The sequence below is a fragment of the Ottowia beijingensis genome (assembly GCF_042680925.1).
Lineage (GTDB): Bacteria > Pseudomonadota > Gammaproteobacteria > Burkholderiales > Burkholderiaceae_C > Ottowia > Ottowia beijingensis.
Map to the genome: position 1 here is coordinate 471,354 of NZ_JBHUEP010000005.1, position 22,718 is coordinate 494,071.

26 protein-coding genes are annotated in these 22,718 nt (G+C 68.5%); 15 read left to right on the forward strand and 11 right to left on the reverse strand.

Annotated elements, in window-relative coordinates; translation table 11 throughout:
• Positions 1–8: 8 nt before the first annotated feature.
• Entirely contained in the window at positions 9–227 is a 219-nt protein-coding gene (locus ACFSCU_RS05585) for a hypothetical protein (protein WP_377560126.1), read from the reverse strand.
• Here ACFSCU_RS05585 and ACFSCU_RS05590 point away from each other — a divergent pair.
• From ACFSCU_RS05590 to ACFSCU_RS05640, 11 genes are all read left to right on the forward strand, one after another.
• On the forward strand, positions 211–1,671 hold the full coding sequence (locus ACFSCU_RS05590; RefSeq protein ID WP_180550867.1) for a high affinity choline transporter 1: 1,461 nt from the start codon (positions 211–213) through the stop codon (positions 1,669–1,671). The genes ACFSCU_RS05585 and ACFSCU_RS05590 overlap by 17 nt on opposite strands.
• A gap of 83 nt (positions 1,672–1,754) precedes the next feature.
• Positions 1,755–2,084, forward strand: coding sequence for an FmdB family zinc ribbon protein (locus ACFSCU_RS05595; RefSeq protein WP_180550868.1), 330 nt, complete (start codon positions 1,755–1,757; stop codon positions 2,082–2,084).
• A 25-nt stretch (positions 2,085–2,109) separates the two neighbouring features.
• Positions 2,110–2,877 (forward strand): DUF502 domain-containing protein, encoded by a 768-nt coding sequence (locus tag ACFSCU_RS05600; RefSeq protein ID WP_180550869.1) that lies wholly within the window; start codon positions 2,110–2,112, stop codon positions 2,875–2,877.
• Positions 2,878–2,899: 22 nt separating this feature from the next.
• A complete protein-coding gene (gene aspS, locus ACFSCU_RS05605; RefSeq protein WP_180550870.1) occupies positions 2,900–4,690 on the forward strand; it encodes an aspartate--tRNA ligase in 1,791 nt (596 codons plus the stop codon).
• A gap of 215 nt (positions 4,691–4,905) precedes the next feature.
• The gene (locus ACFSCU_RS05610) at positions 4,906–5,232 is read left to right on the forward strand and encodes an ElaB/YgaM/YqjD family protein (RefSeq protein ID WP_180550871.1); all 327 of its coding nucleotides are present in this window, start codon (positions 4,906–4,908) and stop codon (positions 5,230–5,232) included.
• Positions 5,233–5,269: 37 nt separating this feature from the next.
• Entirely contained in the window at positions 5,270–5,653 is a 384-nt protein-coding gene (locus ACFSCU_RS05615; protein ID WP_180550872.1) for a phage holin family protein, read from the forward strand.
• Positions 5,650–5,976, forward strand: coding sequence for a YqjK family protein (locus tag ACFSCU_RS05620; RefSeq protein WP_180550873.1), 327 nt, complete (start codon positions 5,650–5,652; stop codon positions 5,974–5,976). The genes ACFSCU_RS05615 and ACFSCU_RS05620 overlap by 4 nt, the downstream gene beginning before the upstream one ends.
• 41 nt (positions 5,977–6,017) lie before the next feature.
• Positions 6,018–6,503, forward strand: coding sequence for a dihydroneopterin triphosphate diphosphatase (gene nudB, locus ACFSCU_RS05625; protein WP_180550874.1), 486 nt, complete (start codon positions 6,018–6,020; stop codon positions 6,501–6,503).
• On the forward strand, positions 6,500–7,273 hold the full coding sequence (locus tag ACFSCU_RS05630; RefSeq protein WP_180550875.1) for an endonuclease/exonuclease/phosphatase family protein: 774 nt from the start codon (positions 6,500–6,502) through the stop codon (positions 7,271–7,273). The genes nudB and ACFSCU_RS05630 overlap by 4 nt, the downstream gene beginning before the upstream one ends.
• A gap of 80 nt (positions 7,274–7,353) precedes the next feature.
• Positions 7,354–8,079, forward strand: coding sequence for a GTP cyclohydrolase I (gene folE, locus ACFSCU_RS05635; protein WP_180550876.1), 726 nt, complete (start codon positions 7,354–7,356; stop codon positions 8,077–8,079).
• 163 nt (positions 8,080–8,242) lie between these two features.
• Entirely contained in the window at positions 8,243–8,665 is a 423-nt protein-coding gene (locus tag ACFSCU_RS05640) for a BLUF domain-containing protein (protein ID WP_180550877.1), read from the forward strand.
• Positions 8,666–8,948: 283 nt separating this feature from the next.
• Here the strand turns inward: ACFSCU_RS05640 and ACFSCU_RS05645 are convergent, their stop codons facing one another.
• Positions 8,949–10,649: a SulP family inorganic anion transporter gene (locus ACFSCU_RS05645; protein WP_180550878.1), complete on the reverse strand. Its 1,701-nt coding sequence runs from the start codon at positions 10,647–10,649 to the stop codon at positions 8,949–8,951.
• Positions 10,650–10,774: 125 nt separating this feature from the next.
• On the opposite strand from ACFSCU_RS05645, the gene ACFSCU_RS05650 reads away from it, so the two are divergent.
• Entirely contained in the window at positions 10,775–11,401 is a 627-nt protein-coding gene (locus ACFSCU_RS05650; RefSeq protein WP_180550879.1) for a DUF4124 domain-containing protein, read from the forward strand.
• Between the two features lie 33 nt (positions 11,402–11,434).
• Here the strand turns inward: ACFSCU_RS05650 and ACFSCU_RS05655 are convergent, their stop codons facing one another.
• From ACFSCU_RS05655 to ACFSCU_RS05665, 3 genes are all read right to left on the reverse strand, one after another.
• Positions 11,435–12,772, reverse strand: coding sequence for a sulfatase family protein (locus ACFSCU_RS05655; RefSeq protein WP_180550880.1), 1,338 nt, complete (start codon positions 12,770–12,772; stop codon positions 11,435–11,437).
• Between the two features lie 52 nt (positions 12,773–12,824).
• Complete coding sequence (locus ACFSCU_RS05660) at positions 12,825–13,823, reverse strand: Bug family tripartite tricarboxylate transporter substrate binding protein (RefSeq protein WP_180550881.1); 999 nt, start codon at positions 13,821–13,823, stop codon at positions 12,825–12,827.
• A gap of 133 nt (positions 13,824–13,956) precedes the next feature.
• Complete coding sequence (locus ACFSCU_RS05665) at positions 13,957–14,922, reverse strand: tripartite tricarboxylate transporter substrate-binding protein (RefSeq protein ID WP_377560127.1); 966 nt, start codon at positions 14,920–14,922, stop codon at positions 13,957–13,959.
• Between the two features lie 93 nt (positions 14,923–15,015).
• On the opposite strand from ACFSCU_RS05665, the gene ACFSCU_RS05670 reads away from it, so the two are divergent.
• The gene (locus ACFSCU_RS05670; protein ID WP_180550882.1) at positions 15,016–15,480 is read left to right on the forward strand and encodes a MarR family winged helix-turn-helix transcriptional regulator; all 465 of its coding nucleotides are present in this window, start codon (positions 15,016–15,018) and stop codon (positions 15,478–15,480) included.
• 295 nt (positions 15,481–15,775) lie between these two features.
• Here the strand turns inward: ACFSCU_RS05670 and ACFSCU_RS05675 are convergent, their stop codons facing one another.
• Both ACFSCU_RS05675 and ACFSCU_RS05680 read right to left on the reverse strand, forming a co-directional pair.
• Positions 15,776–16,153, reverse strand: a complete 378-nt coding sequence (locus ACFSCU_RS05675; protein ID WP_180550883.1) for a glycine zipper domain-containing protein — start codon at positions 16,151–16,153, stop codon at positions 15,776–15,778.
• 122 nt (positions 16,154–16,275) lie between these two features.
• The gene (locus ACFSCU_RS05680) at positions 16,276–17,748 is read right to left on the reverse strand and encodes a CHASE3 domain-containing protein (protein WP_377560128.1); all 1,473 of its coding nucleotides are present in this window, start codon (positions 17,746–17,748) and stop codon (positions 16,276–16,278) included.
• A gap of 83 nt (positions 17,749–17,831) precedes the next feature.
• On the opposite strand from ACFSCU_RS05680, the gene ACFSCU_RS05685 reads away from it, so the two are divergent.
• Positions 17,832–18,464, forward strand: a complete 633-nt coding sequence (locus ACFSCU_RS05685) for a response regulator (RefSeq protein WP_180550885.1) — start codon at positions 17,832–17,834, stop codon at positions 18,462–18,464.
• A 98-nt stretch (positions 18,465–18,562) separates the two neighbouring features.
• Here ACFSCU_RS05685 and ACFSCU_RS05690 read toward each other — a convergent pair whose 3' ends face one another.
• The 4 genes from ACFSCU_RS05690 to gpmA form a co-directional block, all read right to left on the reverse strand.
• The gene (locus ACFSCU_RS05690) at positions 18,563–18,952 is read right to left on the reverse strand and encodes a response regulator (RefSeq protein ID WP_377560129.1); all 390 of its coding nucleotides are present in this window, start codon (positions 18,950–18,952) and stop codon (positions 18,563–18,565) included.
• A 127-nt stretch (positions 18,953–19,079) separates the two neighbouring features.
• The gene (locus ACFSCU_RS05695; RefSeq protein ID WP_180550887.1) at positions 19,080–19,838 is read right to left on the reverse strand and encodes a HesA/MoeB/ThiF family protein; all 759 of its coding nucleotides are present in this window, start codon (positions 19,836–19,838) and stop codon (positions 19,080–19,082) included.
• A gap of 37 nt (positions 19,839–19,875) precedes the next feature.
• Positions 19,876–21,309 carry a S41 family peptidase gene (locus ACFSCU_RS05700; protein ID WP_180550888.1) on the reverse strand — a complete coding sequence of 478 codons (1,434 nt, stop codon included), beginning with the start codon at positions 21,307–21,309 and terminating at the stop codon, positions 19,876–19,878.
• Between the two features lie 127 nt (positions 21,310–21,436).
• Positions 21,437–22,180 (reverse strand): 2,3-diphosphoglycerate-dependent phosphoglycerate mutase, encoded by a 744-nt coding sequence (gene gpmA, locus ACFSCU_RS05705; RefSeq protein WP_180550889.1) that lies wholly within the window; start codon positions 22,178–22,180, stop codon positions 21,437–21,439.
• A gap of 151 nt (positions 22,181–22,331) precedes the next feature.
• On the opposite strand from gpmA, the gene ACFSCU_RS05710 reads away from it, so the two are divergent.
• Positions 22,332–22,715 carry a rhodanese-like domain-containing protein gene (locus tag ACFSCU_RS05710; protein ID WP_257646164.1) on the forward strand — a complete coding sequence of 128 codons (384 nt, stop codon included), beginning with the start codon at positions 22,332–22,334 and terminating at the stop codon, positions 22,713–22,715.
• The last annotated feature ends 3 nt before the right edge of the window (positions 22,716–22,718 follow it).

A 22,718-nucleotide genomic window follows, 5' to 3' on the forward strand; every position in this document is an offset into this window, starting at 1 on the left:
GGCCGCAATCAAAATCGTAGCTGCTTGCGCTCGTCCGCAAAGGTTTTCAGGTTGAAATGAACCTGAAACCCTTGATGGAAAAGCGCCAGAAGCTCTTTTTTTTGATTTATCCAACACTTGGCCGCCGCCTGTCTCCCAACGGCGCGCGCCGCGGGGCGATCAGGGGATAATCCGCCGTTTTTCGAGCCACACCAGCGGAGGGGGAAGGCCGTGCTGATCAGCTTCATCGTCCTGTACCTGATGGCGTCGATCGCCATCGGCCTGTACGCCGCCACGCGGGTGAAGAACACGGCCGACTACGCCGTGGCGGGCCGCAGCCTGCCGCTGGCGGTGGTCATCGCCACCACCTTCGCCACCTGGTTCGGCTCCGAGACGGTGCTGGGCGTGCCCGGCCAGTTCGTCAAGGAGAACCTGGGCGGCATCGTCGAAGACCCGTTCGGCGCCGGCATGTGCCTGATCCTGGTGGGCTTCTTCTTCGCGCGCAAGCTGTACCGGCGCAACATCATCACCATCGGCGACTACTACCGCCAGCGCTACGGCACGCTGATCGAGGTGCTGTGTTCGATCATCATCATCTTCAGCTACCTCGGCTGGGTGGGCGCGCAGGTGACGGCGCTGGGGCTGGTGTTCAACCTGCTCAGCCAGGGCGCCATCTCGCTGGCCTGGGGCATGACCATCGGCACGCTGGTGGTGCTGGTCTACACACTGTACGGCGGCATGTGGTCGGTGGCGCTGACCGACTTCGTACAGATGATCGTCATCACCGTCGGCCTGCTGGCCATTGCCTGGTACGCCAGCAGCATGGCCGGCGGCGCCGACAAGGTGATCGACTACGCGGCGCGCGAGGGCAAGTTCCAGTTCCTGCCCACCGGCGGGCTGAAGGAGTGGCTGTTCTTCATCGGCGCCGCCATCACCATGATGCTGGGCTCGGTGCCGCAGCAGGACGTGTTCCAGCGCGTCATGTCATCCAAGGACGAGGACACCGCGGTGCGCGGGCCCATCATCGGCGGCTCGCTCTACATCCTGTTCGCCTTCGTGCCCATGTTCATCGTGCTGGCCGCGCTGATGGTGTTGCCCGAGACCCAGGGCATGCTGGCCGACGACCCGCAGCGCGTGCTGCCCACGCTGGTGCTGGAGCACATGCCGGTGCTGCTGCAGGTGGCCTTCTTCGGCGCGCTGCTGTCGGCCATCATGTCCACCGCCTCGGCCACCATGCTGGCGCCTTCGACCACCTTCGTCGAGAACATCCTGCGCAACCTGCGCCCCGGCATGAGCGACCAGCAGACGCTGAAGGCCATGCGCATCAGCGTGCTGGTGTTCACTGTGTGCGTGCTGGTCTACTCCATCACCATGGAGGGCTCGTCCATCTACGAACTGGTGGCCGGCGCCTACCAGGTGCCGCTGGTCGGCGCCTTCGTGCCGCTGGCGTTCGGGGTGTACTGGAAGCGCGCCACCACCCAGGGCGCGCTGCTGGCGGTGGTGATGGGCCTCGGCGTGTGGCTGCTGTGGGTGGCCAGCCCGATGCTGCACGAAGCCTTCCCGCAGCAGCTGGCCGGCGTGCTGGCGGCCATCACCGGCATGGTGGGCGGCTCGCTGGCGCCGCAGTTCGTGGCCGACCACAAGGGGCACACCCACCATTACGAAGGCAGCCCGGCCGGCAGCGCGGTCTGACGCGGGGGCAGGGGCGCGGCCGGGCGCCGTCGAATCGAGGGGCGGCACCTATAATTGAGGGTTTTTTCCCGGATGCTCCCGCCATGCCCATCTACGCGTACAAGTGCGCATCCTGCGGCTTTGCCAAGGATGTGCTGCAGAAGATCTCCGACGCCCCGCTGACGGTGTGCCCGTCCTGCGGCGAATCCGCGTTCAGCAAGCAGCTCACGGCCGCGGGCTTCCAGCTCAAGGGTTCGGGCTGGTACGTCACCGACTTCCGCGACGGCGGCAAGGGCGCCAGTGCCGGCGCCGGCACGGCCGCTGCGGCCGATGGTGCCGTCAAGTCCGATGCCCCGGCGCCCGCGCCGGCCCCCGCGGCCAGCCCGGCGCCGGGCTCGGGCGGCAGCTCCGGCAGCGGCAGCGCCGGCAGCTGATCGCCGCGTCGCACCACCCCATCCCATGATGTCCCGCCTGCGGCAATACTTCATCACCGGCCTGCTGGTGTGGTTGCCCGTGGGCGTCACGGTGTGGGTGCTGCTGTGGCTGGTCGGCATCCTGGACAGCATCTTCCTGGGGGTGCTGGCGGCGGTCGAGGCGGTGGTGCCCGGCCTCACGCCGCTGGCCGACCAGTTGCGCCGCATCCCCGGCCTGGGGGTGATCCTGGTGGCGGTGGTGGTGGTGAGCACGGGCCTGTTCGTGGCCAACATGTTCGGCCAGTGGTGGCTGCGCCAGTGGGAGCGGCTGATGCACCGCATTCCGGTGGTGCGCAGCATCTACTCCAGCGTCAAGCAGGTGTCGGACACGCTGTTCTCCGGCTCGGGGCAGGCGTTCTCGAAGGCGCTGCTCATCCAGTACCCGCGTCAGGGCGCCTGGACCATCGCCTTCCTGACCGGCAAGCCCGGCGGCGAGGTGGCGCGCCATCTCGACGGCGACTACATCAGCGTCTACGTGCCGACCACGCCCAACCCGACTTCGGGCTTCTTCCTCATGGTGCCGCGCGCCGACGTGGTGGAGCTCAAGATGTCGGTCGACGAGGCGCTCAAGTACATCATCTCCATGGGCGTCGTGGTGCCGCCGCTGCGCGAGCCGCGCCCCGGCGATCCCGTGCCCGCGCCCCAGGTGCCGGGTGTCACGGGGCCGCTGCATCCGCCCGCTGCAACGCCCCCGGCGGCGCCTGATGCCGCCACCACCTTGCCGGAGGCCGCGGCCGCCCGGCCCGAACCCTGAACATTCTTTTCGAAAGCCAGCCATGTCCATGCGTTCCCATTACTGCGGCCTCGTCACCGAGGCACTGACCGGCCAGACCGTGACCCTGTGCGGCTGGGTCAACCGCCGGCGCGACCACGGCGGCGTGATCTTCGTCGACCTGCGCGACCGCGAGGGCTACGTGCAGGTGGTGTGCGACCCCGACCGCCCCGAGATGTTCAAGATCGCCGAAGACCTGCGCAACGAGTTCTGCGTGCAGATCACCGGCCTGGTGCGCGCGCGGCCCGAGGGCACCACCAACGACAACCTCAAGAGCGGCAAGATCGAGGTGCTGTGCCACGAGCTGACGGTGCTCAACGCCTCGGTCACGCCGCCGTTCCAGCTCGACGACGACAACCTGAGCGAGACCACGCGCCTGACGCACCGCGTGCTCGACCTGCGCCGCCCCTACATGCAGAACAACCTGATGCTGCGCTACCGCGTGGCCATGGAGGCGCGCAAGTTCCTCGACGAGCACGGCTTCATCGACATCGAGACGCCCATGCTCACCAAGAGCACGCCCGAGGGCGCGCGCGACTACCTGGTCCCCAGCCGCGTGCACGACGGCCACTTCTTCGCGCTGCCGCAGTCGCCGCAGCTGTTCAAGCAGTTGCTGATGGTGGCCGGCTACGACCGCTACTACCAGATCACCAAGTGCTTCCGTGACGAAGACCTGCGCGCCGACCGCCAGCCCGAGTTCACGCAGATCGACATCGAGACCTCGTTCCTCGGCGAGCAGGAAATCCGCGACCTGTTCCAGCGCATGATCGCGCACGTCTTCCAGCAGGCGCTGGGCGTGGACCTGGGCGAGTTCCCGGTGATGCCCTTCGCCGAGGCCATGCACCGCTTCGGCTCCGACAAGCCCGATCTGCGCGTCAAGCTCGAATTCACCGAGCTGACCGACTTGATGGCCGACGTCGACTTCAAGGTCTTCAGCGGCCCGGCCAGCACGCCGGGCGGCCGCGTGGTCGCGCTGCGCGTGCCGGGCGGCAGCGAGATGAGCCGCGGCGAGATCGACGGCTTCACCGAGTTCGTCAAGATCTACGGCGCCAAGGGCCTGGCGTGGATCAAGGTCAACGACGTGGCCAAGGGCCGCGACGGCCTGCAGTCGCCCATCGTCAAGAACCTGCACGATGCGGCGATTGCCGAAATCCTCAAGCGCAGCGGCGCGGCCAACGGCGACATCCTGTTCTTCGGCGCCGACAAGGCCAAGGTGGTCAACGACGCCATCGGTGCGCTGCGCCTGAAGATCGGCCACGGCGAGTTTGCGAAGAAGGCCGGCCTGTTCGAGGACCGCTGGGCGCCGCTGTGGGTGGTCGACTTCCCGATGTTCGAGTTCGACGAGGACGAGAACCGCTGGAACGCCATGCACCACCCCTTCACCAGCCCGAAGGATGGCCACGAGGACTACATGGATTCCGACCCCGGCAAGTGCATGGCCAAGGCCTACGACATGGTGCTCAACGGCTGGGAGCTGGGCGGCGGCTCGGTGCGTATCCACCGCGCCGAGGTGCAGAGCAAGGTGTTCTCGGCGCTCAAGATCGGGCCCGAGGAAGCGCAGGCCAAGTTCGGCTTCCTGCTGGATGCGCTGCAGTACGGCGCGCCGCCGCACGGCGGGCTGGCCTTCGGGCTGGACCGCCTGGTCACGCTGATGACCAAGGCCGAGTCGATCCGCGACGTCATCGCCTTCCCCAAGACCCAGCGCGCGCAGTGCCTGCTGACGCAGGCGCCCAGCCCGGTGGACGAGAAGCAGTTGCGCGAACTGCACATCCGCCTGCGCAATCCGGTAGCGTGACATCCCCCTGAGCGGCGGACGCCGCTTCACCCTTCTTGCCGCGCGAAGGGGGGCAATGCCAGCGGCCGGCGCAGGTCGGTCCGCGGCGTTCGCTGGCCGGCCTGTTCCACGGCCTTCGGACTGCGCGCATGCCTGGATGGGGTGCTTTCGGCGCCGTCCTACGCGGGTGGTCCAAGGCCTCTGTTACGATCATTTTTCATCCACTGGAGAACACCATGTCCTACTCTGACCTGGCCGAATCGGCCTCCGAAACCAAAGAGCAACTCGTCGCCAACCTGCGCCGCGTGGTGTCCGATGCCGAAGACCTGCTGGCCGCCACGGCCGGCCAGACCGACACCAAGATCACCGAGCTGCGCGCCCGCGCCAAGGAAAACCTGCACCTGGCCCGCGAGAAGCTGGCCGACGCCGATGCTGCCCTGCGCGCTCGTGCCCGCCAGGCCGCCGAATACACCGACGAATACGTGCACGACAACCCCTGGTCGTCCATCGGCGCCGCCGCCGCGCTGGGCCTGCTGATCGGCGTGCTGCTGGGTCGCCGTTGACCTGTTCCGAACGCTCGCCACTGCGCCTGATCCCGTCATGAGCCTGCCCTCTGCCGACGCCAGCACCGCCGCGCGCGTGCGCGGCCTGTTTGCCGACGTCATCGAACTGGCGCAGGTCCGCTTCGAGCTGTTCACGGTCGAGGCACGCGACGAGCTGTCGCGCCTGGCCCGCATGGCGGTGATGGGGGCGCTGGCGGTGGTGTTCGTCAGCTTCGGGCTGATCTTTCTGGCCATCTTCCTCACCGTGCTGCTGTGGGATTCGCAGCGCCTGCTGGCGCTGGGCGTGTTCACCACGCTGTTCCTCGGTGGCGGTGCCGTGCTGGCGCTGCTGGCCTGGCAGAAGGCCAGGCAGGGCTTTCGCATGTTCGGCGCCACGCGCGACGAACTGCGGCGCGACCAGGAAAGGCTGCGCGCCTCATGAGCGACGAGCCCGCCGTCGACCTGGCCGTGCGGCGCGAGCAGCTGCGCCTGCGTTCGGCCCAGTTGCGCGAGCAGATTGCGGTGCGCACGGCGGTGTTCCGCCCGGTCTTCCATGCCACCGACCGCGTGCGCGGCGGCGTGCGCAGCGTGCAAAGCGCGCGCAAGAGCCATGCGCTGGCCTTGCTGGCCGGCTCGGCCGTGGTGGGCGCCATACTGGTGCGTCCGCGTGCGGCCATGAACCTGGGGCTGCGCGTGTGGTCGGGCTGGCAGATGTTCAGGCGCGTGCAGCCCCTGGTCAACAGGGTGCTGCGCCAGCTGGGCTGAAGGCGGGCGGCGCCGTCGCGCGGCTGAACGTGGACGCGGCCATGCCCACCACATCCGCTGCCCCGGCGTTCAAGATTCCCGAATCGGTGCTGGTGGTCGTGCACACCGCCGCGCTGAATGTGCTGCTGATCCGCCGCGCCGACACCGCGGCCGACTACTGGCAATCCGTCACCGGCAGCAAGGACCATATCGATGAACCCTTCGCGCAGACCGCCGCGCGCGAGGTGCTGGAGGAAACCGGCATTGACGCGGCCGATGCCGCTTGCACCCTGCACGACTGGGCCATCGAGAACGTGTACGACATCTACCCGCGCTGGCGTCACCGCTACGCACCGGGCGTGACGCGCAACCGCGAGCACGTGTTCGGCCTGTGCGTACCCGAGGGCGTGGCGGTGCGCCTGAACCCGCGCGAGCACACGCAGTTCGCCTGGCTTCCGTGGCGCGCCGCGGCCGACCGCTGCTTCTCGCCCTCGAACGCCGAAGCCTGCCTGCTGCTGCCGCGCTTTGCGGCCGAGGTGTGCGCATGAGCCTGGATTCCACCTTCGGCCCGCACGACGTGCTGCGCGTGGCCACCTACAACATCCACAAGGGCGTGCAGGGCATGGGGCCGGCGCGCCGGCTGGAGATCCACAACCTGGCGCTGGCCATCGAGACGCTGGACGCCGACATCGTGTGCCTGCAGGAGGTGCGCGCCGCCAACCGCAAGGAGGCCAGCTACTTCACCGGCTGGCCCGAGCTGCCGCAGGCCGAGTTCCTGGCGCCCGAAGGCTACGAGGCGGCCTACCGCACCAACGCGGTGACCAAGCACGGCGAGCATGGCAACGCCCTGCTGTCGCGTTGGCCCATCATCGCCTGCAAGCACGAGGACGTGTCGGACCACCGCTTCGAGCAGCGCGGCCTGCTGCATGCCGAGCTGCTGGTGGCCGGTGTCAGCGTGCATGCCATCGTGGTGCATTTCGGCTTGATTCCAGCCAGCCGCGTGCGTCAGACCGCGCGCCTCAAGGCCTACATCGCCCGCGAGGTGCCGCCGGGTGCACCGCTGGTGGTGGCGGGCGATTTCAACGACTGGGGCACGCGTGTGCGAACCTTGCTGAACGTGGATTCGCTGCACGCCTTCGAAGGTCCGCGCACGCTGACCTACCCCTCGCGCCTGCCGGTGGCGCAACTCGACCACATCTATGCCCGCGGCCTGCGCCCGCTGAGCCTGCAGGCGCCACGCGGCCGGGTGTGGAGCCGCATGTCGGACCATCTGCCGCTGATTGCCGAGTTCAACCTGCCCGGCGCGAGTGCTACATAAAAAATAGCTGCCTGCGCAATGCGGTCGGCGACAACGGACCGATTCGACTCGGATGCTTTGCTGATACCATCGCTTCGCCCATGAAACCTCAACCTGATCTCCCCGTGGCGCCGAGCGCGGCCGATGACGAGGGCACGCCCGTCTCGGTCAAGATTCGCGAGCGTCTGCAGGCGGCGCGCAAGCGCTTCAACGCCAACGACAACATCTCGGAATTCATCGAACCCGGCGAGCTGGAAAAGCTGCTCGACGAAGTCACGCAGAAGATGGAAGGCGTGCTCGACAGCCTGGTGATCGACACCGCGCGCGACCACAACACCAAGGACACGGCGCGGCGCGTGGCCAAGATGTATGTCAATGAGGTGTTCAAGGGCCGCTACGTCAAGCCGCCGGCGATCACCGAGTTTCCCAACGCCGAACGGCTGAACGAGCTGATGATCGTCGGCCCCATCACCGTGCGTTCGGCCTGCAGCCACCACTTCTGCCCGGTCATCGGCACGCTGTGGATCGGCGTGCTGCCCAACGAGCACACCAACGTCATCGGCCTGTCCAAGTACGCCCGCGTGGCCGAATGGATCATGGGCCGCCCGCAGATCCAGGAAGAGGCGGTGGTGCAGTTGGCCGACCTGATCCAGAACAAGACCAAGCCCGACGGCCTGGCCATCGTGATGGAGGCGACGCACTACTGCGTGGCCTGGCGCGGCGTGAAGGACCTCGACAGCAAGATGATCAACTCGGTCATGCGCGGCGTGTTCCTGAAGGACGCCAACCTGCGGCGCGAATTCCTGTCGCTCATTCCCCGGAAATGAAACACCCCCTGAGTCGCTGCGCGCCTTCCCCCTCCAGGGGGACAACGCCAGTGGCCGGCGCAGGTCCGTCCACGGCGTTCGCTGGCGTGGCCTGCTCCGCGGCCGGCTGGCTCTCGGCGTTGGACGTGATTCGACTGGCGCATGGCGCCGTGGAGATTTGAAAATGCTAGTTCGCCTTCTGTACGCCAGCCGCGCCGTCGACGCGTCGCCCGCCGCCATCGAGGCCATCCTCACCTCCGCCCGCCAGCACAACCACGAAAGCGGCATCACCGGCATCCTGGTGTATGGCGGCGGCGTGTTCATGCATGGCATGGAGGGCGGGCGCCAGGCCGTGAGCGACCTGTACGGCACCATCCAGCGAGATGCGCGGCACAAGGACGTGGTGCTGCTGCACTACGAGGAAATCGTGGAGCGCCGCTTCGGCGGCTGGACCATGGGCCTGGTGGATGCCAGCCGCGTCAACGCCAGCGTGCTGCTGAAGTATTCGGAGCGCGCCGTGCTCGACCCGTACAGCGTGTCGGGCAAAGTGTCGCTGGCGCTGCTGGAAGAGCTGATGGCGACGGCGAGCATCGTGGGGCATACCTGAGCGCCGGCTGGGCTTGAAGGCAGATACTCCCTCATAGGATGGCCGCCAGCGCCCGCCAGTTAGGCGCAAAACACACATACTCCCCTGTTTTCCCTTGTCGGCTGATCGGCCGACAGTTCTGTGGGAGCGGGCTTGCCCGCGAGGCAGCGCTTGCTGTGGCGGATGCGCTGCCATCGCGGGCGAGCCCGCTCCCACATCGTTGGTGACTGCATACTCCCTGTTGATGTAGCACCCAGCGCCCGCCAGTCGGGCGCAAGACACGCATACTCCCCTGATCTGCCGATCAGATCACCAGCGCCGCCAGATCCGCCGGCTCGGCGCGCTGCTCGTCGGCAATCGCCCGCAGCGCCGCCAGCGCCTCGGCGTCGGTGCGGTAGGTGTGCAGCAGCGGGTGCGGCACCAGCGTGCCGGCGGCCTGCAGCATCTTCTCCACCGGCAGCTTCATGCCGGCCAGGTGCAGCGTCACCCGCCGCTGGTGCAGCTGGCTGACCAGCCGCGCAAAGGCCTCGGCGCCGGTGGCGTCCATGCGGTTGATGGCGTGCGCGAACAGGCACACGTGGCGCGTGTGGGGGTGCGCCGTCAGGTACTCGGTCACGTTGCGCTCGAACTGGCTGGCGGTGGCGAAGTCCAGCCCCGCGTCCATGCGCAGCGCGTAGGTGTGCGGCGCCAGCGCTGGCAGCGCCCACAGCTGGCGGTCGCGCAGGCTGCCGTCGGCGTGCAGGCCGACCTCGATGATGCGCGGGTGCAGCCGCTGGTACAGAAAGTACGACAGTGCCATCAGCACGCCCGACAGCACGCCCCAGTACAGCGCCGGCGCGGCGACGATGGTGATGCCGAAGGTGATGGCGGCGATGACCGCCTCGACGCGCGAGATGTGCCACAGCCGCACGAACTCGCGCGGCTTCAGCAGCCCCACCACCGCCGCCACCACGATGGCCGCCAGCACCGCCTGCGGCACGTGCCGCAGCACCGGCGTGAACACCAGCAGCGCCACCAGCACCACCACCACCGAGAACACCGTGGCCCAGCCGGTTTGCGCGCCGGCGTACAGGTTGAGCGCCGAGCGCGAGAACGACGAGCTGGTGGCGAACGCGCCCGAGAAGCCCGATGCGATCTTGGCCAGCCCCTGGCCTATCAGGTCCTGGTCCTGGTCCCAGCGCTCGCCCTTGCGCTGGCTGTCCACCTTGGCGCTGGCGGCCGTTTCCAGAAAGCTCACCAGCGTGATCACCAGCGTGGGCAGCAGCAGCTGACCCAGCATCTGCCAGCCCGGCCAGCCGGGGATGTAGGCCGCCGGCAGCCCGCCCGGCAGCGGCCCGACCACGGCGCCGCCGCGCGACTCATGGCCCAGGGCCCAGCTCAGCGCCGCCGCCGCCACCACGATGACCAGCACCGTGGGAAAGGTCGGCCGCCAGCGCCGCGCCAGCACCAGCAGCGCCAGCGCCGCCAGCCCGAAAGCGGCGGCCAGCGCGTCGATGGACGGTGCGCTCAGCATCTCGGCCCAGCCGACGCGAAAGCCCAGCAGCGCCGGCAGCTGCGAGCTGATGATGAGCACCGCCGCCGCCTGCGTGAAGGCCATCAGCACCGGCGAATTCACCAGATTCAGCAGCCAGCCGAAGCGCGCCGCGCCCAGCACCACCTGCAGCCCGCCCGACAGCAGCGCCAGCCACACCGCCAGCTCCACCCACTCGGGGCTGGCCGGCGCGGCCAGCGGGCTGAGCGAGGCGTAGATCAGCAGGCTGGTCAGCGCCGTCGGCCCCACCGACAGCCGCGCCGAGGCCGAGAACAGCACCGCCACCAGCGCCGGCAGCATCGAGGCGTAGATGCCCGTCACCAGCGGCATGCCCGCCAGCTGGGCATAGGCCACGCCCTGCGGAATCACCATCAGGCCGACCGTGAGGCCGGCCATCGCCTCGCCCCGCAGCAGGGCGGCCGACGGGCGCGGCCAGCGCAGGAAAGGGAGCATGTGCTGGATGCGGGGCGGCATGGGGCGTGATGGTACGGCAGCGGCGCGCGCGCTCAGGCGCCGGCGCCCGTCGGCGTGCCGGGGGCCGCGGGCGTTGTAGTGAAGTTACGATGCCCCTGCATCGCGCTGAATCCGAAAGGCAACCCATGAACCGCACTGTTCTGCTGGCCGCCCTGCTGAGCTTGCCACTGCTGGCCAGCGCGCAGGCCATCCGCTGCACCGACCCGGCCACCGGCAAGACGCTGTACACCGACCAGCCCTGCCAGGGCGGCCAGCTGGTGGTGCCGCCGCGCACAGCCGAAGAGCAGCGCCGCGACGCCGAAAGCGCCGCCGCCGCGCGCGAGCAGGCCCTGCGGCGCGAAGAGCTGACCCTGCAGCGCGAGCAGCAGCGCCTGGACGCCGCCCGCGTGCAGGAGGCGGCCCGCCCGCCCGCATCGCCGGCCGATTCCGAAGCCTGCCGCGCCGCGCGCGCCGAGGCGGCCTTCCGCGCCGGCAGCTTCTCGGCCAGCGAGGAGGAAATCCGCACCGCGCGCCACAACGCCGCCCTGGCCTGCGGCCAGCCGCCGCCGGCCGACATCGTGGTGGTGCAGCCCTATGCGCCGGTGGCGCCCTATCCGCGCCCGCCGCACCGCTACCCGCGCCCCGGCCATGGCGAGTATTCGCCCGGCTGGGGCGGCGGCCCGTTCGGCATGCCGCGCCCGACGCCACGCCCGCGCTACGAACCCGGCACCGAGCCGATCCCGGCCCAGGTGCGCCCGCCGTCGGCGCGCTGAAACACCGATGCCTGAGCCGTAGCGCGCCACGCGTCAACGCTGCGGCATGTCCTTGGCGCCGTAACCCAGGCTGATGGTGGCATCGGGCGGGATGGCGGGCATGCTGGCGTTCCAGTGCTCCCACGCGTCGCGCAGCGCGGCCAGGCGGGCGGGCTCGCGCGCCGCCAGGTTGGCGCGCTCGCGCTCGTCCTGCGGCAGGTTGAACAGGTAGTCGTGGCCGTCCACGCGCAGGTACTTCCAGTCGCCGTCGCGGTGCGCGCGCTGGCCGCGGTGGTTCATGCGCCAGAACAGCGGGCGGTCGAAGCGCTGCGCCGCATCGCCCAGCACCGGCAGCAGCGTGACGCCGTCGAGCGGGTACTCCGGGTGCGCGGCCACGCTGGCGGCATCGAGCATGGTGGCTGACCAGTCCATCGTTATGCACGGCTGCGCGCTCACGCCGCCGGGGGCGATGCGGGCGGGCCAGTGGGCGATCCAGGGCACGCGGATGCCGCCTTCCGTCAGATCCATCTTGCCGCCCACCAGCGGCCAGTTGTCGGAAAAGCGCTCGCCGCCGTTGTCGCTGGTGAAGACGATCAGCGTGTCGTCCAGCAGGCCCTCGGCGCGCAGCGTGTCGACCAGCTTGCCGATGCCTTCGTCCATGTGGTGGATCATGCGGCGGTAGGTGTGGATGTTGCCGCCGTGCAGGTGGAACAGGTTGTCCTTCAGCTCTTCGGCCAGCGCGGCGTCGTCGCGCGTTTCCCACGGCCAGTGCGGCGCGGTGTAGTGCACGCTGAGGAAAAACGGCGCATCGCCGCGCGCACCCGCCGCCATGCGCTGGATGTAGTCGACCGAGCGGTCGGTGATCAGGTCGGTCAGATAGCCTTCTTCGTGGTGCTCGGCATCGCCCAGGTACAAATCGTGCGTGCCGTTGTTACTGCAGTGGGTGAAGTAGTCGACCCCGCCCGAGATGGGGCCGAAGAATTCCTCGTAGCCTGATTTGAGCGGCCCGAACACCGGCGGATAGCCCAGGTGCCATTTGCCCATCAGCGCCGTGCGGTAGCCGGCGTCCTTCAGCAGCGAGGGCAGGGTGGGGTGCTCGGGCGGCAGGCCCAGGGTGGTGCTGCCCTTGCTTTTGCTGCTGATCGGTTCCTCGGCCGCGCCGCGCAGGCGGTACTGGTAGCGCGCGGTGATGAGGCCGAAGCGCGTGGGCGAGCACACGGGCGAGTTGCTGTAGCCCTGCGTGAACTTGACGCCCGCGGCGGCCAGCCGGTCGAGCACGGGCGAGACGGGGCCGAAGGCGGCATCGCGCCCGCCGTAGCAACCCAGGTCGGCAAAGCCCAGGTCGTCCGCGACGATGTAGATGAAGTTGGGGCGTTTGGGGTTTGTGGTCATTTTGGCCTCCAGCGCCCGTGCATCAAGCGCAAGCAGCTATTGAAATGATAGCTTATTCGACCTTCATGCCAGTGGCCTGGATGACCTTGCCATAGCGCAGCGACAGGTCGGCCAGGCGGCGCACGGCGTCGGCGCCGGTCAGGCCTTCGTAGAACAGGTCCAGGTTGGCCAGGCGCTGCTTCACCTCGGGCTGGGCCAGCGCCTCGGCAAAGGCTTTTTCCAGCGTCTGCACCACGGCATCGGGCGTGGCGGCGGGCACCATGGCGATGTAGAGCACTTCCTGCTCCAGGCCCTTGTGGCCGGCCTCGGCCACGGTGGGCACTTCGGGCGCCAGGGTGGAGCGCTGGCGGCTGGTGACGGCCAGCGCCGTGACCTTGCCGGCCTTCACGTGCGGCAGCAGGCCGGGCGTGGCCAGCACGCCGCCGTTGACCTCGCCGCTCAGGATGGCGGTGACGGCGGGCGTGTTGCCCTTGTACGGCACGTGGGTGATCTTCATGCCCGTGGCCTCGTGGAACAGCTCGGCAGCCAGGTGGCCGGGGCTTCCGGCGCCGGCCGAGCTGAAGGTGACGCCCTTGCCCTTGCCGGCGGCCACCAGATCGGCCATGGTCTTGAAGCCGGTGGACGGGTGCGCGCCCACCAGCAGGCCCGACGAGGCCATCACCATGATGGGGCGGAAGTCGGCCGGCTTGAACGGCATGCCCTTGTAGATGTGCGGGTTGACGGTGAAGGTGGTGTCGATGCCGATCAGCACGGTGTAGCCGTCGGGCTTGCTGCGCGCCACCTGGGTGGCGCCGATGTTGCCGGCGGCGCCGGGCTTGTTCTCGACCACCACCGGCTGACTGAAGCGCTTCTGCAGCACGTCGGCCACCGAGCGCGCGATCATGTCCGACGGCCCGCCGGGTGGAAAGTTGTTGACGAAGCTGATCTGCTTGGCCGGGTAGGCCTGCGCGGCGGCGGCACCGGCCAGCAGGGCCAGGCCGGCGGCCACCACGGCGCGGCAGGCGGCGGGGGCGAAGCGGGTGGAGAAGAGAGGGCGGGAAGCGAAGGTCATGGCGTTGCAGGTTGCTTTGGTTTTTATAGTGGCTTGCGCCCGTCCACGATTGATTTCAAGAGAAAAGTGTATGAAATGTAGGTGTGACGGGCGCAAACAGCTCATGTTTTCATAGTGATCGGCGCATGCCCCGTCACGGCTGGTAGCCCGACTGGCGCACCACCGGCGCCCATTGCGCGCGGTAGGTTTTCAGCATGGTCGCCGTCTGCGCCGCCGTACTGGCCACGGGGGTCATCCTGGCGTCGACGAACTTGTGCTGCAGGTCGGGCTCGCTCATCACCTCGCGGATGGCGGTGGACAGGCGCTGCACCTGCGCCGCCGGCATGGCGGCGGGGGCGAAGAAGGCGTTCCAGCCCGTGGCCACCAGGTCCAGGCCGGATTCCTTGTACGTCGGGATGTCCTTGGCGAATTGCGAGCGCTTGGCGCCCGAGCTGGCCAGGATGCGGATCTTGCCGCCCTCGTGCTGCGGCAGCAGGGTGTCGAAGGTGTCGAAGGCCACCGGCAGTTGGCCGCCGATGAGATCGCTGATCAGCGGCGCCGAGCCGCGGTAGCCCACCACCTGCGCCTTCACCGCGGCCTTCTCGCCCGTCATCAGCGCAAAGAAATGCGGCAGGCTGCCGGTGGCCGGCACGCCGAAGTTGGCCTGCGCCGGGTTGACGCGCAGCCAGGCCAGCAGGTGCGACAGCTCCTTGACCGGCACGGCCGAGGCCACGGCCAGGCCGAATTCGTACTCGGTCACCTGCGACACGGGCTGGAAGTCCTTGTCGGGGTCGTAGCCGGCGTCTTTGAACACCAGCGGCGCCACCACCATGATGGCCGGGTTGGCCAGCAGCAGCACGTTCTGGTTGGCGGGCGCGTTCCTCAGCTGCTGCGCCGCCAGGCGGCCGCCGGCGCCGGTGCGGTTCTCCACCAGCACGGTCTGGCCCAGCCTGGGGCCCAGGCGGTCGGCCACCAGGCGCGCGGCCCGGTCGCTGGAGCCGCCGGCGGCGTAGGGCACGACGATGCGCAGCGGCGCGTCGGCGGACTGGGCGTGAACGTTGCCCGCCGCGCTGGCCAGGGCGGCGGCGCTGGCGGCCAGCAGCAGGTGTCTGCGGTGCATGGGGTATCTCCTCGTCTTTTCCGGCAACAGGGGTGGCACTCTAGGTCGTGCGCGCCGAATTGACAAAATCAACTGTTCTCAGGATTTACCCGCATGCCGACGAACCGCTTGACCCAGCCCAAATCCCTGGACGACATGCTGCTGTACGTGCTGTGGCAGCTGCAGGCGGCGGCGCGCCGGCCGGTGGTGCGCCTGTGCGAGGCGGAGTTCGGCATCACGCGGCGCGAATGGCGCATGCTGGCGCAGCTGGCGGATTCGGAGGGCATGCCCTCGTCGGCGCTGGCCGAGCGCGCGGCGCTGGACCGGGCGCAGACCTCGCGCGCCGTGAGCGCGCTGGTGCAGAAAGGCCTGGTGGTGCGCACGCCGCGCCCCGGCAACCGGCGCGAGGTGCTGCTGCACCTGACCGAGCGCGGCCGCGCGCTTTACGCCGCGCTGCTGCCGCGCGTGGCGGCCATCAACCAGGAGCTGCTGTCGGTGCTGAGCGAAACCGAGGTGGCCACGCTGGACGCGCTGGTGCAGCGCCTGCGCGCGCAGGCCGAGCGCATGGTGGAAGACTGAAGTGCGCTGGGCTTTTTTGCGCGAATGTGCTTTCAAGAATGACAAATGACTTCGCTGCGCTTCAATGACAAAGAAGACGTTCGGCATCGGTCATGCGGCGGCAGCCCCGCGGTTAGTTTCATCGTTCTGAAGGCAAAACGGTATCAGGGTGGTTTTCGGCTTCGGCCCAATGGTGGCAGGCGCTGGTAGCTATATTAAACATAGCTATCGTCCCTTGCCCGGTGCATGAAAAAACCCCGCCGGTCTGCATCGGCGGGGCCTGTGGGGCGGGGGGGCGCGTCAAGCGCGCCGCGCATCAGCGGCGGCGGCGGCCCATCAGCAGCGCCAGCGCGGCGCCGGCCGCGGCGGCCATGGCCATGGACTTGAGCGGCTGCTCGGACACGTAGGCGCTGGTGCGGTCGGTCACGTCGTGCAGCTTGTCGCGCGCCTGGGCCGAGGTCTCGGCGGCGGCGGCCTTGCCGCGGGCGGCCATGTCGTGCACGCGGGCCGACACGGCGTCGATGGCGGGTTGCACGTCCTCGCGCAGGCTGCGCACCTTGGCATCGGCCTTGTCCAGCGCCTCGTTGGCGTACAGGCGGGCGGATTCGACCGTGCGCTCGGCCTTGTCGGCCACTTTGTCGGTGGCGTTCTGTGCGCTGTCGGCGATCTTGTCGACGGCTTGGTGCGTGTTCATTCAGACTTCCTTTCGTGGCGCCCGTGGCGACCGGAGGTGGTGGGACAAAGCGCTTGGCGGCGGTGGCTGGCGCCGTGGCCTGAAGCGTGGGTCAAGCATACGCCACGCAGGGCCGGGGCGCATCAGCGGGCCGCGTCGGGCGGTGTCAGCGGGGCCGGCGATGCCTTGTAGGAATCGGCCGACATGGCGCTGACGGCCGCGGCCAGCTCCTGCTGCTGCTTGGCGCTGCGGCGCGGGATGGTGCCCGACACGCGCGAGCCCCGGCCCGGCTGCGAGTTGACGTCGAGCCGGCCGCCGCTGGCCTCCACCCGGTGGCGCATGCCCACCAGACCGTGCGAGCTCTGCGGCAGGTCGGCCGGGTCGAAGCCCACGCCGTCGTCGGTCACCGACACCTCGGCGTGGTAGACGTAGTTCTTCAGGTTCACGTGCACCTTGTTGGCCTTGGCGTACTTGCCGATGTTGGTCAGCGCCTCCTGCACCAGGCGGTAGATCGTGAGTTCGCTGTTGGCGTCCAGGTCCACCGGCTCCAGCGCCGTCACCACCTCGATGCCCGAGCGGTCGGCGAACTCGCGCGTGAGGATTTCCAGCGATGCGACCAGGCCCAGGTTGGAGAGCGACGAAGGCCGCAGGTCCTCGATGATGCGGCGCTTGAGCGCGATGCCCTGGTTGAGCGTTTCGGTCAGGTGCTGCAGGCGCTCGGTCACGTCGACGGCGTCCTTGGGCAGCTTGGACTTGACGCGCGCCACGTTCAGCTTGGCGGCGGTCAGCAGCGCGCCCAGTTCGTCGTGCAGTTCCCGCGCCAAGTGGGCGCGCTCGTCCTCGACGGCTTGCTGCAGGTAGTTGGCCAGCTCGGTCAGGCGTGCAGTGCGCTCGCGCACCTGCGATTCGAGCGCATCGCGTTCGGCTTCCAGCAACTGCTTCTGGCGGCTGTCGGCTTCGCGCAGCGCGCGGGTCTGGTTGACGTACAGGAAGAAGGCGAAGAAAGCCGCCAGCACGCCCGCCGCCAGCCCGAAGCGCGACACGTTGAGCAGCCGGAACACCTCGGCCCGCTTGGTGGCCACGATGGCCTCGGCCTGGGCGATCAGCGCATCGGCCTGCAGGCTGAAAGCGCGCATCTGCTCCAGCCCGACGTTGGAGGTGACCACGAAGTTGACCACCTCGGGCCGGTCTTCCTGCCGCATGCGCACCGTGAGCGCCATCTCGCCGATCTTCTGCGACAGCAGGTTGCGAAAGCTCAGCATGGCGTCCGAATCCAGCACCTCGCGCGGTGCCCGGGTGTTGAGCTGCTTCAGTAGGCCGTCGATGCTTTCCAGCGCCGCGGTGTAGGGCTCAAGGTAGGCGCGATCGCCGGTCAGGGCGTAGCCGCGCTGGTTCGATTCGGCCTCCACCAGACGTCGCACCAGCATGTTGACGGTGGCGCGCGCCGCATGGCCCTGCTGGATCTCCAGCAGCGTCTGCGTGGCGCGCCGGTGCGTGTCCTCGTTCAGCCACATGATCGCCAGCGCGCACAGCGCGGCGATGATGAGCGTGGCGCGCAGCGACAGCGGGTTGCGGGGGCGCGCGCTGTCGCGCGCCGGGGCGGGGGCAAGGGTCACTTCAGGCATGTCGCGGGGCCACTAGAATCGGCAATTGCCCCGCCGCGCCTGGCCGGGCCTTCAATCAGTTGGAAAGGCACGCTGTGATCAGAATCGGTATTGTGGATGACCACGCCATCGTGCGGTCGGGGCTCAAGCAGTTCTTCTCGGAGCACGTGGATCTGCGGGTTGCCGGCGAAGCCGCCAGCGGGCGCGAAGCCATCGACCTGGTGCGCACCACCGAGCTGGACGTGCTGGTGATGGACCTGTCGATGCCCGGGCAGAGCGGCATCGACGCGCTGGCCATGATCCGCGCCAAGGCGCCGGACGTGGGCATCCTGATCCTCTCGGGCTACCCCGAGGAGCACTACGCCATGAACCTGATCCGCCAGGGCGCGAGCGGCTACCTGAACAAGGAGTGCGACCCGAGCGAGATCGTCGAGGCGATCCGCACCATCGCGCTGGGCAAGCGCTACATCACGCCCTCGGTGGCCGAACTGCTGGCCCAGCAACTGGGGCGCAAGGGCGATGCGGCACCGCACGAGCAGCTGTCGGAGCGCGAGTTTCAGGTGTTCCTCAAGCTGGCCAAGGGGCAGACGGCGGGCGACATCGCCGAGTCGCTGTCGCTGTCGGTGAAGACGGTGAGCACCTACCGCACGCGCCTGATGGAGAAGATGGGCCTGAGCTCGAACAGCGACCTGACCTACTACGCGCTGAAGAACAAGCTGATCGATTGATCGGCGCGCCGTGGCGCAGCAGGGGCTGCGCCGGCGACGAAAAAAGCCGCCTCGGGGCGGCTTTTTTCGTGCGGACGGCTGCGATGGCGCGGAGCCCATCAATCGGTTCCCTTCATTTCCAGGCAGAAGTCGATCAGGGCCTCGATGTCGTTGGATTTGTCGAACACCGCGTCCACGCCCAGCTGGTGGCAGCGCACGCGGATGTCCGGCGTGGCGTAGTTGGTGAGCACGACCACCTTCTGGTCCGGGTTGCGTTCGCGGGTGGCCTGCAGCACACCCAGCCCGCTGCCCTGCTTGAGAAACAGGTCGACGATGGCCAGGTCCCACTGGCTGGTGTGGTTGACCAGCCATTCGCTGCCCTGGTGCTCGGTTTCGGCGTAGCCGACCGGAGCCACCCCACCGAGTTCCTCCAGCGTGGCGATGAGGTTCTCTCGGATGGTGGGGTTGTCTTCGACGAAATAGGCTCGCACTGCAGGGGGGCCGGACATGGCTGTGGTCAAGGTGGCTGGTGAAAATCCTTCGAACCGTGGCGCGAGGGAAATACTTGACCAGAGTCTACGGGGACACGGTCTTCGGCCGTGACAGTGTGCAGACTGCCACCGTGTAGGAGCCCGCCTACACCTTGGGTGGGGTGCTACAAACCTGGCAGTCCGGCTGCCGCTGCACCCGCACTTCGGTCCACTCCATGCGGCGGCTGTCGAGCATCAGCAGGCGCCCCACCAGCGGCTGGCCGATGCCGCACAACAGCTTGAGCGCCTCGGCCGCCTGCACCGTGCCGATCAGGCCCACCAGCGGCGCGAACACGCCCATGGTGGCGCAGCGCACTTCCTCGACGGTGTGCGACGGCGGAAACACGCAGGCGTAGCAGGGCGAGTCGGCCTGGCGCAGGTCGTACACCGAGACCTGCCCGTCAAAGCCGATGGCCGCGCCGGCCACCAGCGGCTTGCGGGCGGCCACGCAGGCGCGATTGAGGGCCTGGCGGGTGGCAAAGTTGTCGGTGCAGTCCAGCACCACGTCGGCCTCGGCCACCAGTGGCCGCAGCAGTGCCTCGTCGGCGCGCTGCGCCACGGTGTGGACCTGCACATCGGGGTTGATGGCGGCGATGGCGGCACGCGCCGATTCCACCTTGGGCTGGCCCACGCGCGCCTCGGTGTGCGCGATCTGGCGCTGCAGGTTGGTCAGGTCGACGGTGTCGTCGTCCACCAGCGTGATGCGGCCGACGCCCGCGCTGGCCAGATACAGCGCCACCGGCGAGCCCAGCCCGCCGGCGCCGATGACGAGCGCATGCTCCGCCAGCAGCTTCTCCTGCCCCTCGACACCGATGTCGTCGAGCAGGATGTGGCGTGAATAGCGCAGCAGTTGCCGGTCGTCCATCGGCGCTGTAGCCTGCCGCGCCGGGGCGCGGCAGGCCTTATTCCGTCTTGGTGTCGTCCTTGCGCTCGACCAGGGTCTTGCTGACCTTGACCGGCTGGCCCTTGAGCTTGGCCAGCGCCTGCTGCAGCGGGAAGTCCTTGTCGCTGCCGTACTCGGGCGGACGGCGCTCGGCGGCGGGCTTGCGCGATTCTTCTTCCAGGCGCTTGAGGGCGGCCTCGCGCTCCTTCTCGACGGCGGGGTCCTTCTTCTCGGCCTCGCCGCCGCTCAGGTGCTTCTCCAGGTCGGCTTCGCGCATGCGCAGCACGGCGAACGGGCTGCCCTCGGCGGTGTCGTCGACCATGATGTCGGGCACGATGCCCTTGGCCTGGATGGTGTGGCCGTTGGGCGTGTAGTAGCGGGCGGTGGTGATCTTCAGCGCCGTGTCCGGGCCGAGCGGGCGCACGGTCTGCACCGAACCCTTGCCGAAGGTCTGGCTGCCCATGATGGTGGCGCGCTTGTGGTCCTGCAGCGCGCCGGCCACGATCTCGCTGGCCGAGGCCGAGCCTTCGTTGACCAGCACCACCATCGGCACCGACTTGACGGCCGCGGGCAGGCGCTTGAGCGGATCGGCGCCGCGGCGGCGCAGATAGTCCTCGGGCACGGCCTTGTAGATCGACTTGCTTTCCTCGATCTGGCCGTTGGTGGACACCACGGTCACGCCCTCGGGCAGGAAGGCGGCCGACACGGCCACGGCGGCGTCGAGCAGGCCGCCCGGATCGTTGCGCAGGTCCAGCACCAGACCCTTCAGGCCGGGCTCGCGTTTGTAGATGTCCTCGAGCTTGGTGACGAAGTCCTCCACGGTGCGCTCCTGGAACTGCGACAGGCGCAGCCAGGCGTAGCCCGGCTCGACCACCTTGCTCTTTACCGACTGGGTGCGGATTTCCTCGCGAACGATGGTGACCGGGAAGCTGCGGTTCTCGTCGCGGCGCAGGATGGTGAGGATGACCTTGGTGCCCGGCTCGCCGCGCATGCGCTTGACGGCTTCGTTCAGCGACAGGCCCTTGACGGCGGTGTCGTCCACCTTGGTGATCAGGTCGCCCGGTTTGAGGCCGGCGCGGTCGGCGGGCGAGCCCTCGATGGGCGACACCACGCGGATCAGACCGTCTTCCTGCGTGATCTCGATGCCCACGCCGACGAACCTGCCGGTGGTGCCTTCGCGGAATTCCTTGAAGCTTTTCTTGTCGAAATACTGCGAATGCGGATCGAGACTGGCCACCATGCCCGAGATGGCGTCGGTGATCAGTTTCTTCTCATCCACCGGCTCGACGTAGTCGGACTTGATCATGCCGAACACGGCGGCGAGCTGCTGCAGCTCTTCGAGCGGCAGCGGCGCCAGCGTGCCGCGCGCCACGGTCTGCAGCGACACGGTGGTCAGCGCGCCGGCCAGCGCACCCACGGCAATCCATCCGGCGATCTTGGTTTTCTGGCTCATGTTCAGGAACGTCCTCAAGGCTTGCGCCCAATATAAACCTTGGCAACTGCTTTCGGTTGCGACCGCACCGCGAAGTTCCGTGCCAAACGGGTCATTGCGCCGGCTTTACGTGGGTCCGGGTGGCCTGTCAGGCCTTGCCTTGGCTGGCCACCGCCGCGGCGGCCTTGGCCGCGGCCTCGGCGTCGCCCAGGTAGTAGCTGCGGATCGGCTTCAGTCCGGCGTCCAACTCGTACACCAGCGGGATGCCGTTGGGGATGTTCAGCTCCACGATGTCCGTCTCGGAGATGTTGTCGAGGTACTTGACCAGCGCCCGGATCGAGTTGCCGTGCGCCGACACCACGATGCGCTTGCCGGCCAGGATGGCGGGCGCCATGGATTCGTTCCAGAACGGCAGTACGCGCGCCACGGTGTCCTTCAGGCACTCGGTCAGCGGCACCTCGCCGGGCTGCAGCCTGGCGTAGCGTGGGTCGCCGCGTTCGCTGCGCGGATCGGTCGGCTCCAGCGCGGGCGGCGGCGTGTCGTAGCTGCGGCGCCACACCAGCACCTGCGCGTCGCCGTGCTTCTGGGCGGTTTCGGCCTTGTTCAGGCCCTGCAGGGCGCCGTAGTGGCGCTCGTTCAGGCGCCAGTGCTTGACGGTGGGCAGCCACAGGCGGTCCATCTCGTCCAGCGCCAGGTGCAGGGTGCGGATGGCGCGCGTCAGCACGCTGGTGTAGGCGACGTCGAAATCGTAGCCCTCGGCCTTCAGCAGGCGGCCGGCCTGCTTGGCTTGCTCGACGCCGGTGGGGGTCAGGTCCACGTCGGTCCAGCCGGTGAAGCGGTTTTCGAGGTTCCAGGTGGATTCGCCGTGGCGGATCAGAACGAGCTTGTACATCGGGAGGCAGCCAGTAAGAAGTCAATAACCGCCGGCTGGGCGGGCGCAAACCCATCATTTTAGAATCCCCGCCTGATCGGGGGCGCGCTGGCGCCTCTCACTGACGCATTCAAGAAGGATATTGATCGTGGATTTCGTGCTGGCGAACTGGATGTTGATCGCGGTGGCCCTGGTGTCGGGCGGCATGCTGCTGATGCCGATGCTGACCGGCGGCGGGGGTGCGGGGCTGACCCCGGCGGCCGCGGTGCAACTCATCAACCGCGAGAAGGCGGTGGTCATCGACGTGTGCGAGCCGGCCGAATACCAGGCCGGCCACGTGGGCGGCGCCAGGAGCATTCCGCTGGGCGAATTGGAGGCCAAACTGCCCGGCGCCGTGAAGAACAAGGCTACGCCGCTGGTGCTGGTGTGTGCTTCGGGCATGCGCTCGGGCCGCGCGGTGGCCATCGCCAGGAAACTGGGTTACGACAACGCCCAGTCGCTGTCCGGCGGCCTGAAGAGCTGGCGCGAGGCCAGCCTGCCGATCGAGAAGGCCTGAAAC

Coding starts and splice junctions, on each gene's coding strand:
- ACFSCU_RS05585 (WP_377560126.1), bottom strand. CDS start 227: ATGAAGCTGATCAGCACGGCCTTCCCCCTCCGCTGGTGTGGCTCGAAA.
- ACFSCU_RS05595 (WP_180550868.1), top strand. CDS start 1,755: ATGCCCATCTACGCGTACAAGTGCGCATCCTGCGGCTTTGCCAAGGAT.
- ACFSCU_RS05600 (WP_180550869.1), top strand. CDS start 2,110: ATGATGTCCCGCCTGCGGCAATACTTCATCACCGGCCTGCTGGTGTGG.
- aspS (WP_180550870.1), top strand. CDS start 2,900: ATGTCCATGCGTTCCCATTACTGCGGCCTCGTCACCGAGGCACTGACC.
- ACFSCU_RS05610 (WP_180550871.1), top strand. CDS start 4,906: ATGTCCTACTCTGACCTGGCCGAATCGGCCTCCGAAACCAAAGAGCAA.
- ACFSCU_RS05615 (WP_180550872.1), top strand. CDS start 5,270: ATGAGCCTGCCCTCTGCCGACGCCAGCACCGCCGCGCGCGTGCGCGGC.
- ACFSCU_RS05620 (WP_180550873.1), top strand. CDS start 5,650: ATGAGCGACGAGCCCGCCGTCGACCTGGCCGTGCGGCGCGAGCAGCTG.
- nudB (WP_180550874.1), top strand. CDS start 6,018: ATGCCCACCACATCCGCTGCCCCGGCGTTCAAGATTCCCGAATCGGTG.
- ACFSCU_RS05630 (WP_180550875.1), top strand. CDS start 6,500: ATGAGCCTGGATTCCACCTTCGGCCCGCACGACGTGCTGCGCGTGGCC.
- folE (WP_180550876.1), top strand. CDS start 7,354: ATGAAACCTCAACCTGATCTCCCCGTGGCGCCGAGCGCGGCCGATGAC.
- ACFSCU_RS05640 (WP_180550877.1), top strand. CDS start 8,243: ATGCTAGTTCGCCTTCTGTACGCCAGCCGCGCCGTCGACGCGTCGCCC.
- ACFSCU_RS05645 (WP_180550878.1), bottom strand. CDS start 10,649: ATGCCGCCCCGCATCCAGCACATGCTCCCTTTCCTGCGCTGGCCGCGC.
- ACFSCU_RS05650 (WP_180550879.1), top strand. CDS start 10,775: ATGAACCGCACTGTTCTGCTGGCCGCCCTGCTGAGCTTGCCACTGCTG.
- ACFSCU_RS05655 (WP_180550880.1), bottom strand. CDS start 12,772: ATGACCACAAACCCCAAACGCCCCAACTTCATCTACATCGTCGCGGAC.
- ACFSCU_RS05660 (WP_180550881.1), bottom strand. CDS start 13,823: ATGACCTTCGCTTCCCGCCCTCTCTTCTCCACCCGCTTCGCCCCCGCC.
- ACFSCU_RS05665 (WP_377560127.1), bottom strand. CDS start 14,922: ATGCACCGCAGACACCTGCTGCTGGCCGCCAGCGCCGCCGCCCTGGCC.
- ACFSCU_RS05670 (WP_180550882.1), top strand. CDS start 15,016: ATGCCGACGAACCGCTTGACCCAGCCCAAATCCCTGGACGACATGCTG.
- ACFSCU_RS05675 (WP_180550883.1), bottom strand. CDS start 16,153: ATGAACACGCACCAAGCCGTCGACAAGATCGCCGACAGCGCACAGAAC.
- ACFSCU_RS05690 (WP_377560129.1), bottom strand. CDS start 18,952: ATGTCCGGCCCCCCTGCAGTGCGAGCCTATTTCGTCGAAGACAACCCC.
- ACFSCU_RS05695 (WP_180550887.1), bottom strand. CDS start 19,838: ATGGACGACCGGCAACTGCTGCGCTATTCACGCCACATCCTGCTCGAC.
- ACFSCU_RS05700 (WP_180550888.1), bottom strand. CDS start 21,309: ATGAGCCAGAAAACCAAGATCGCCGGATGGATTGCCGTGGGTGCGCTG.
- gpmA (WP_180550889.1), bottom strand. CDS start 22,180: ATGTACAAGCTCGTTCTGATCCGCCACGGCGAATCCACCTGGAACCTC.
- ACFSCU_RS05710 (WP_257646164.1), top strand. CDS start 22,332: ATGTTGATCGCGGTGGCCCTGGTGTCGGGCGGCATGCTGCTGATGCCG.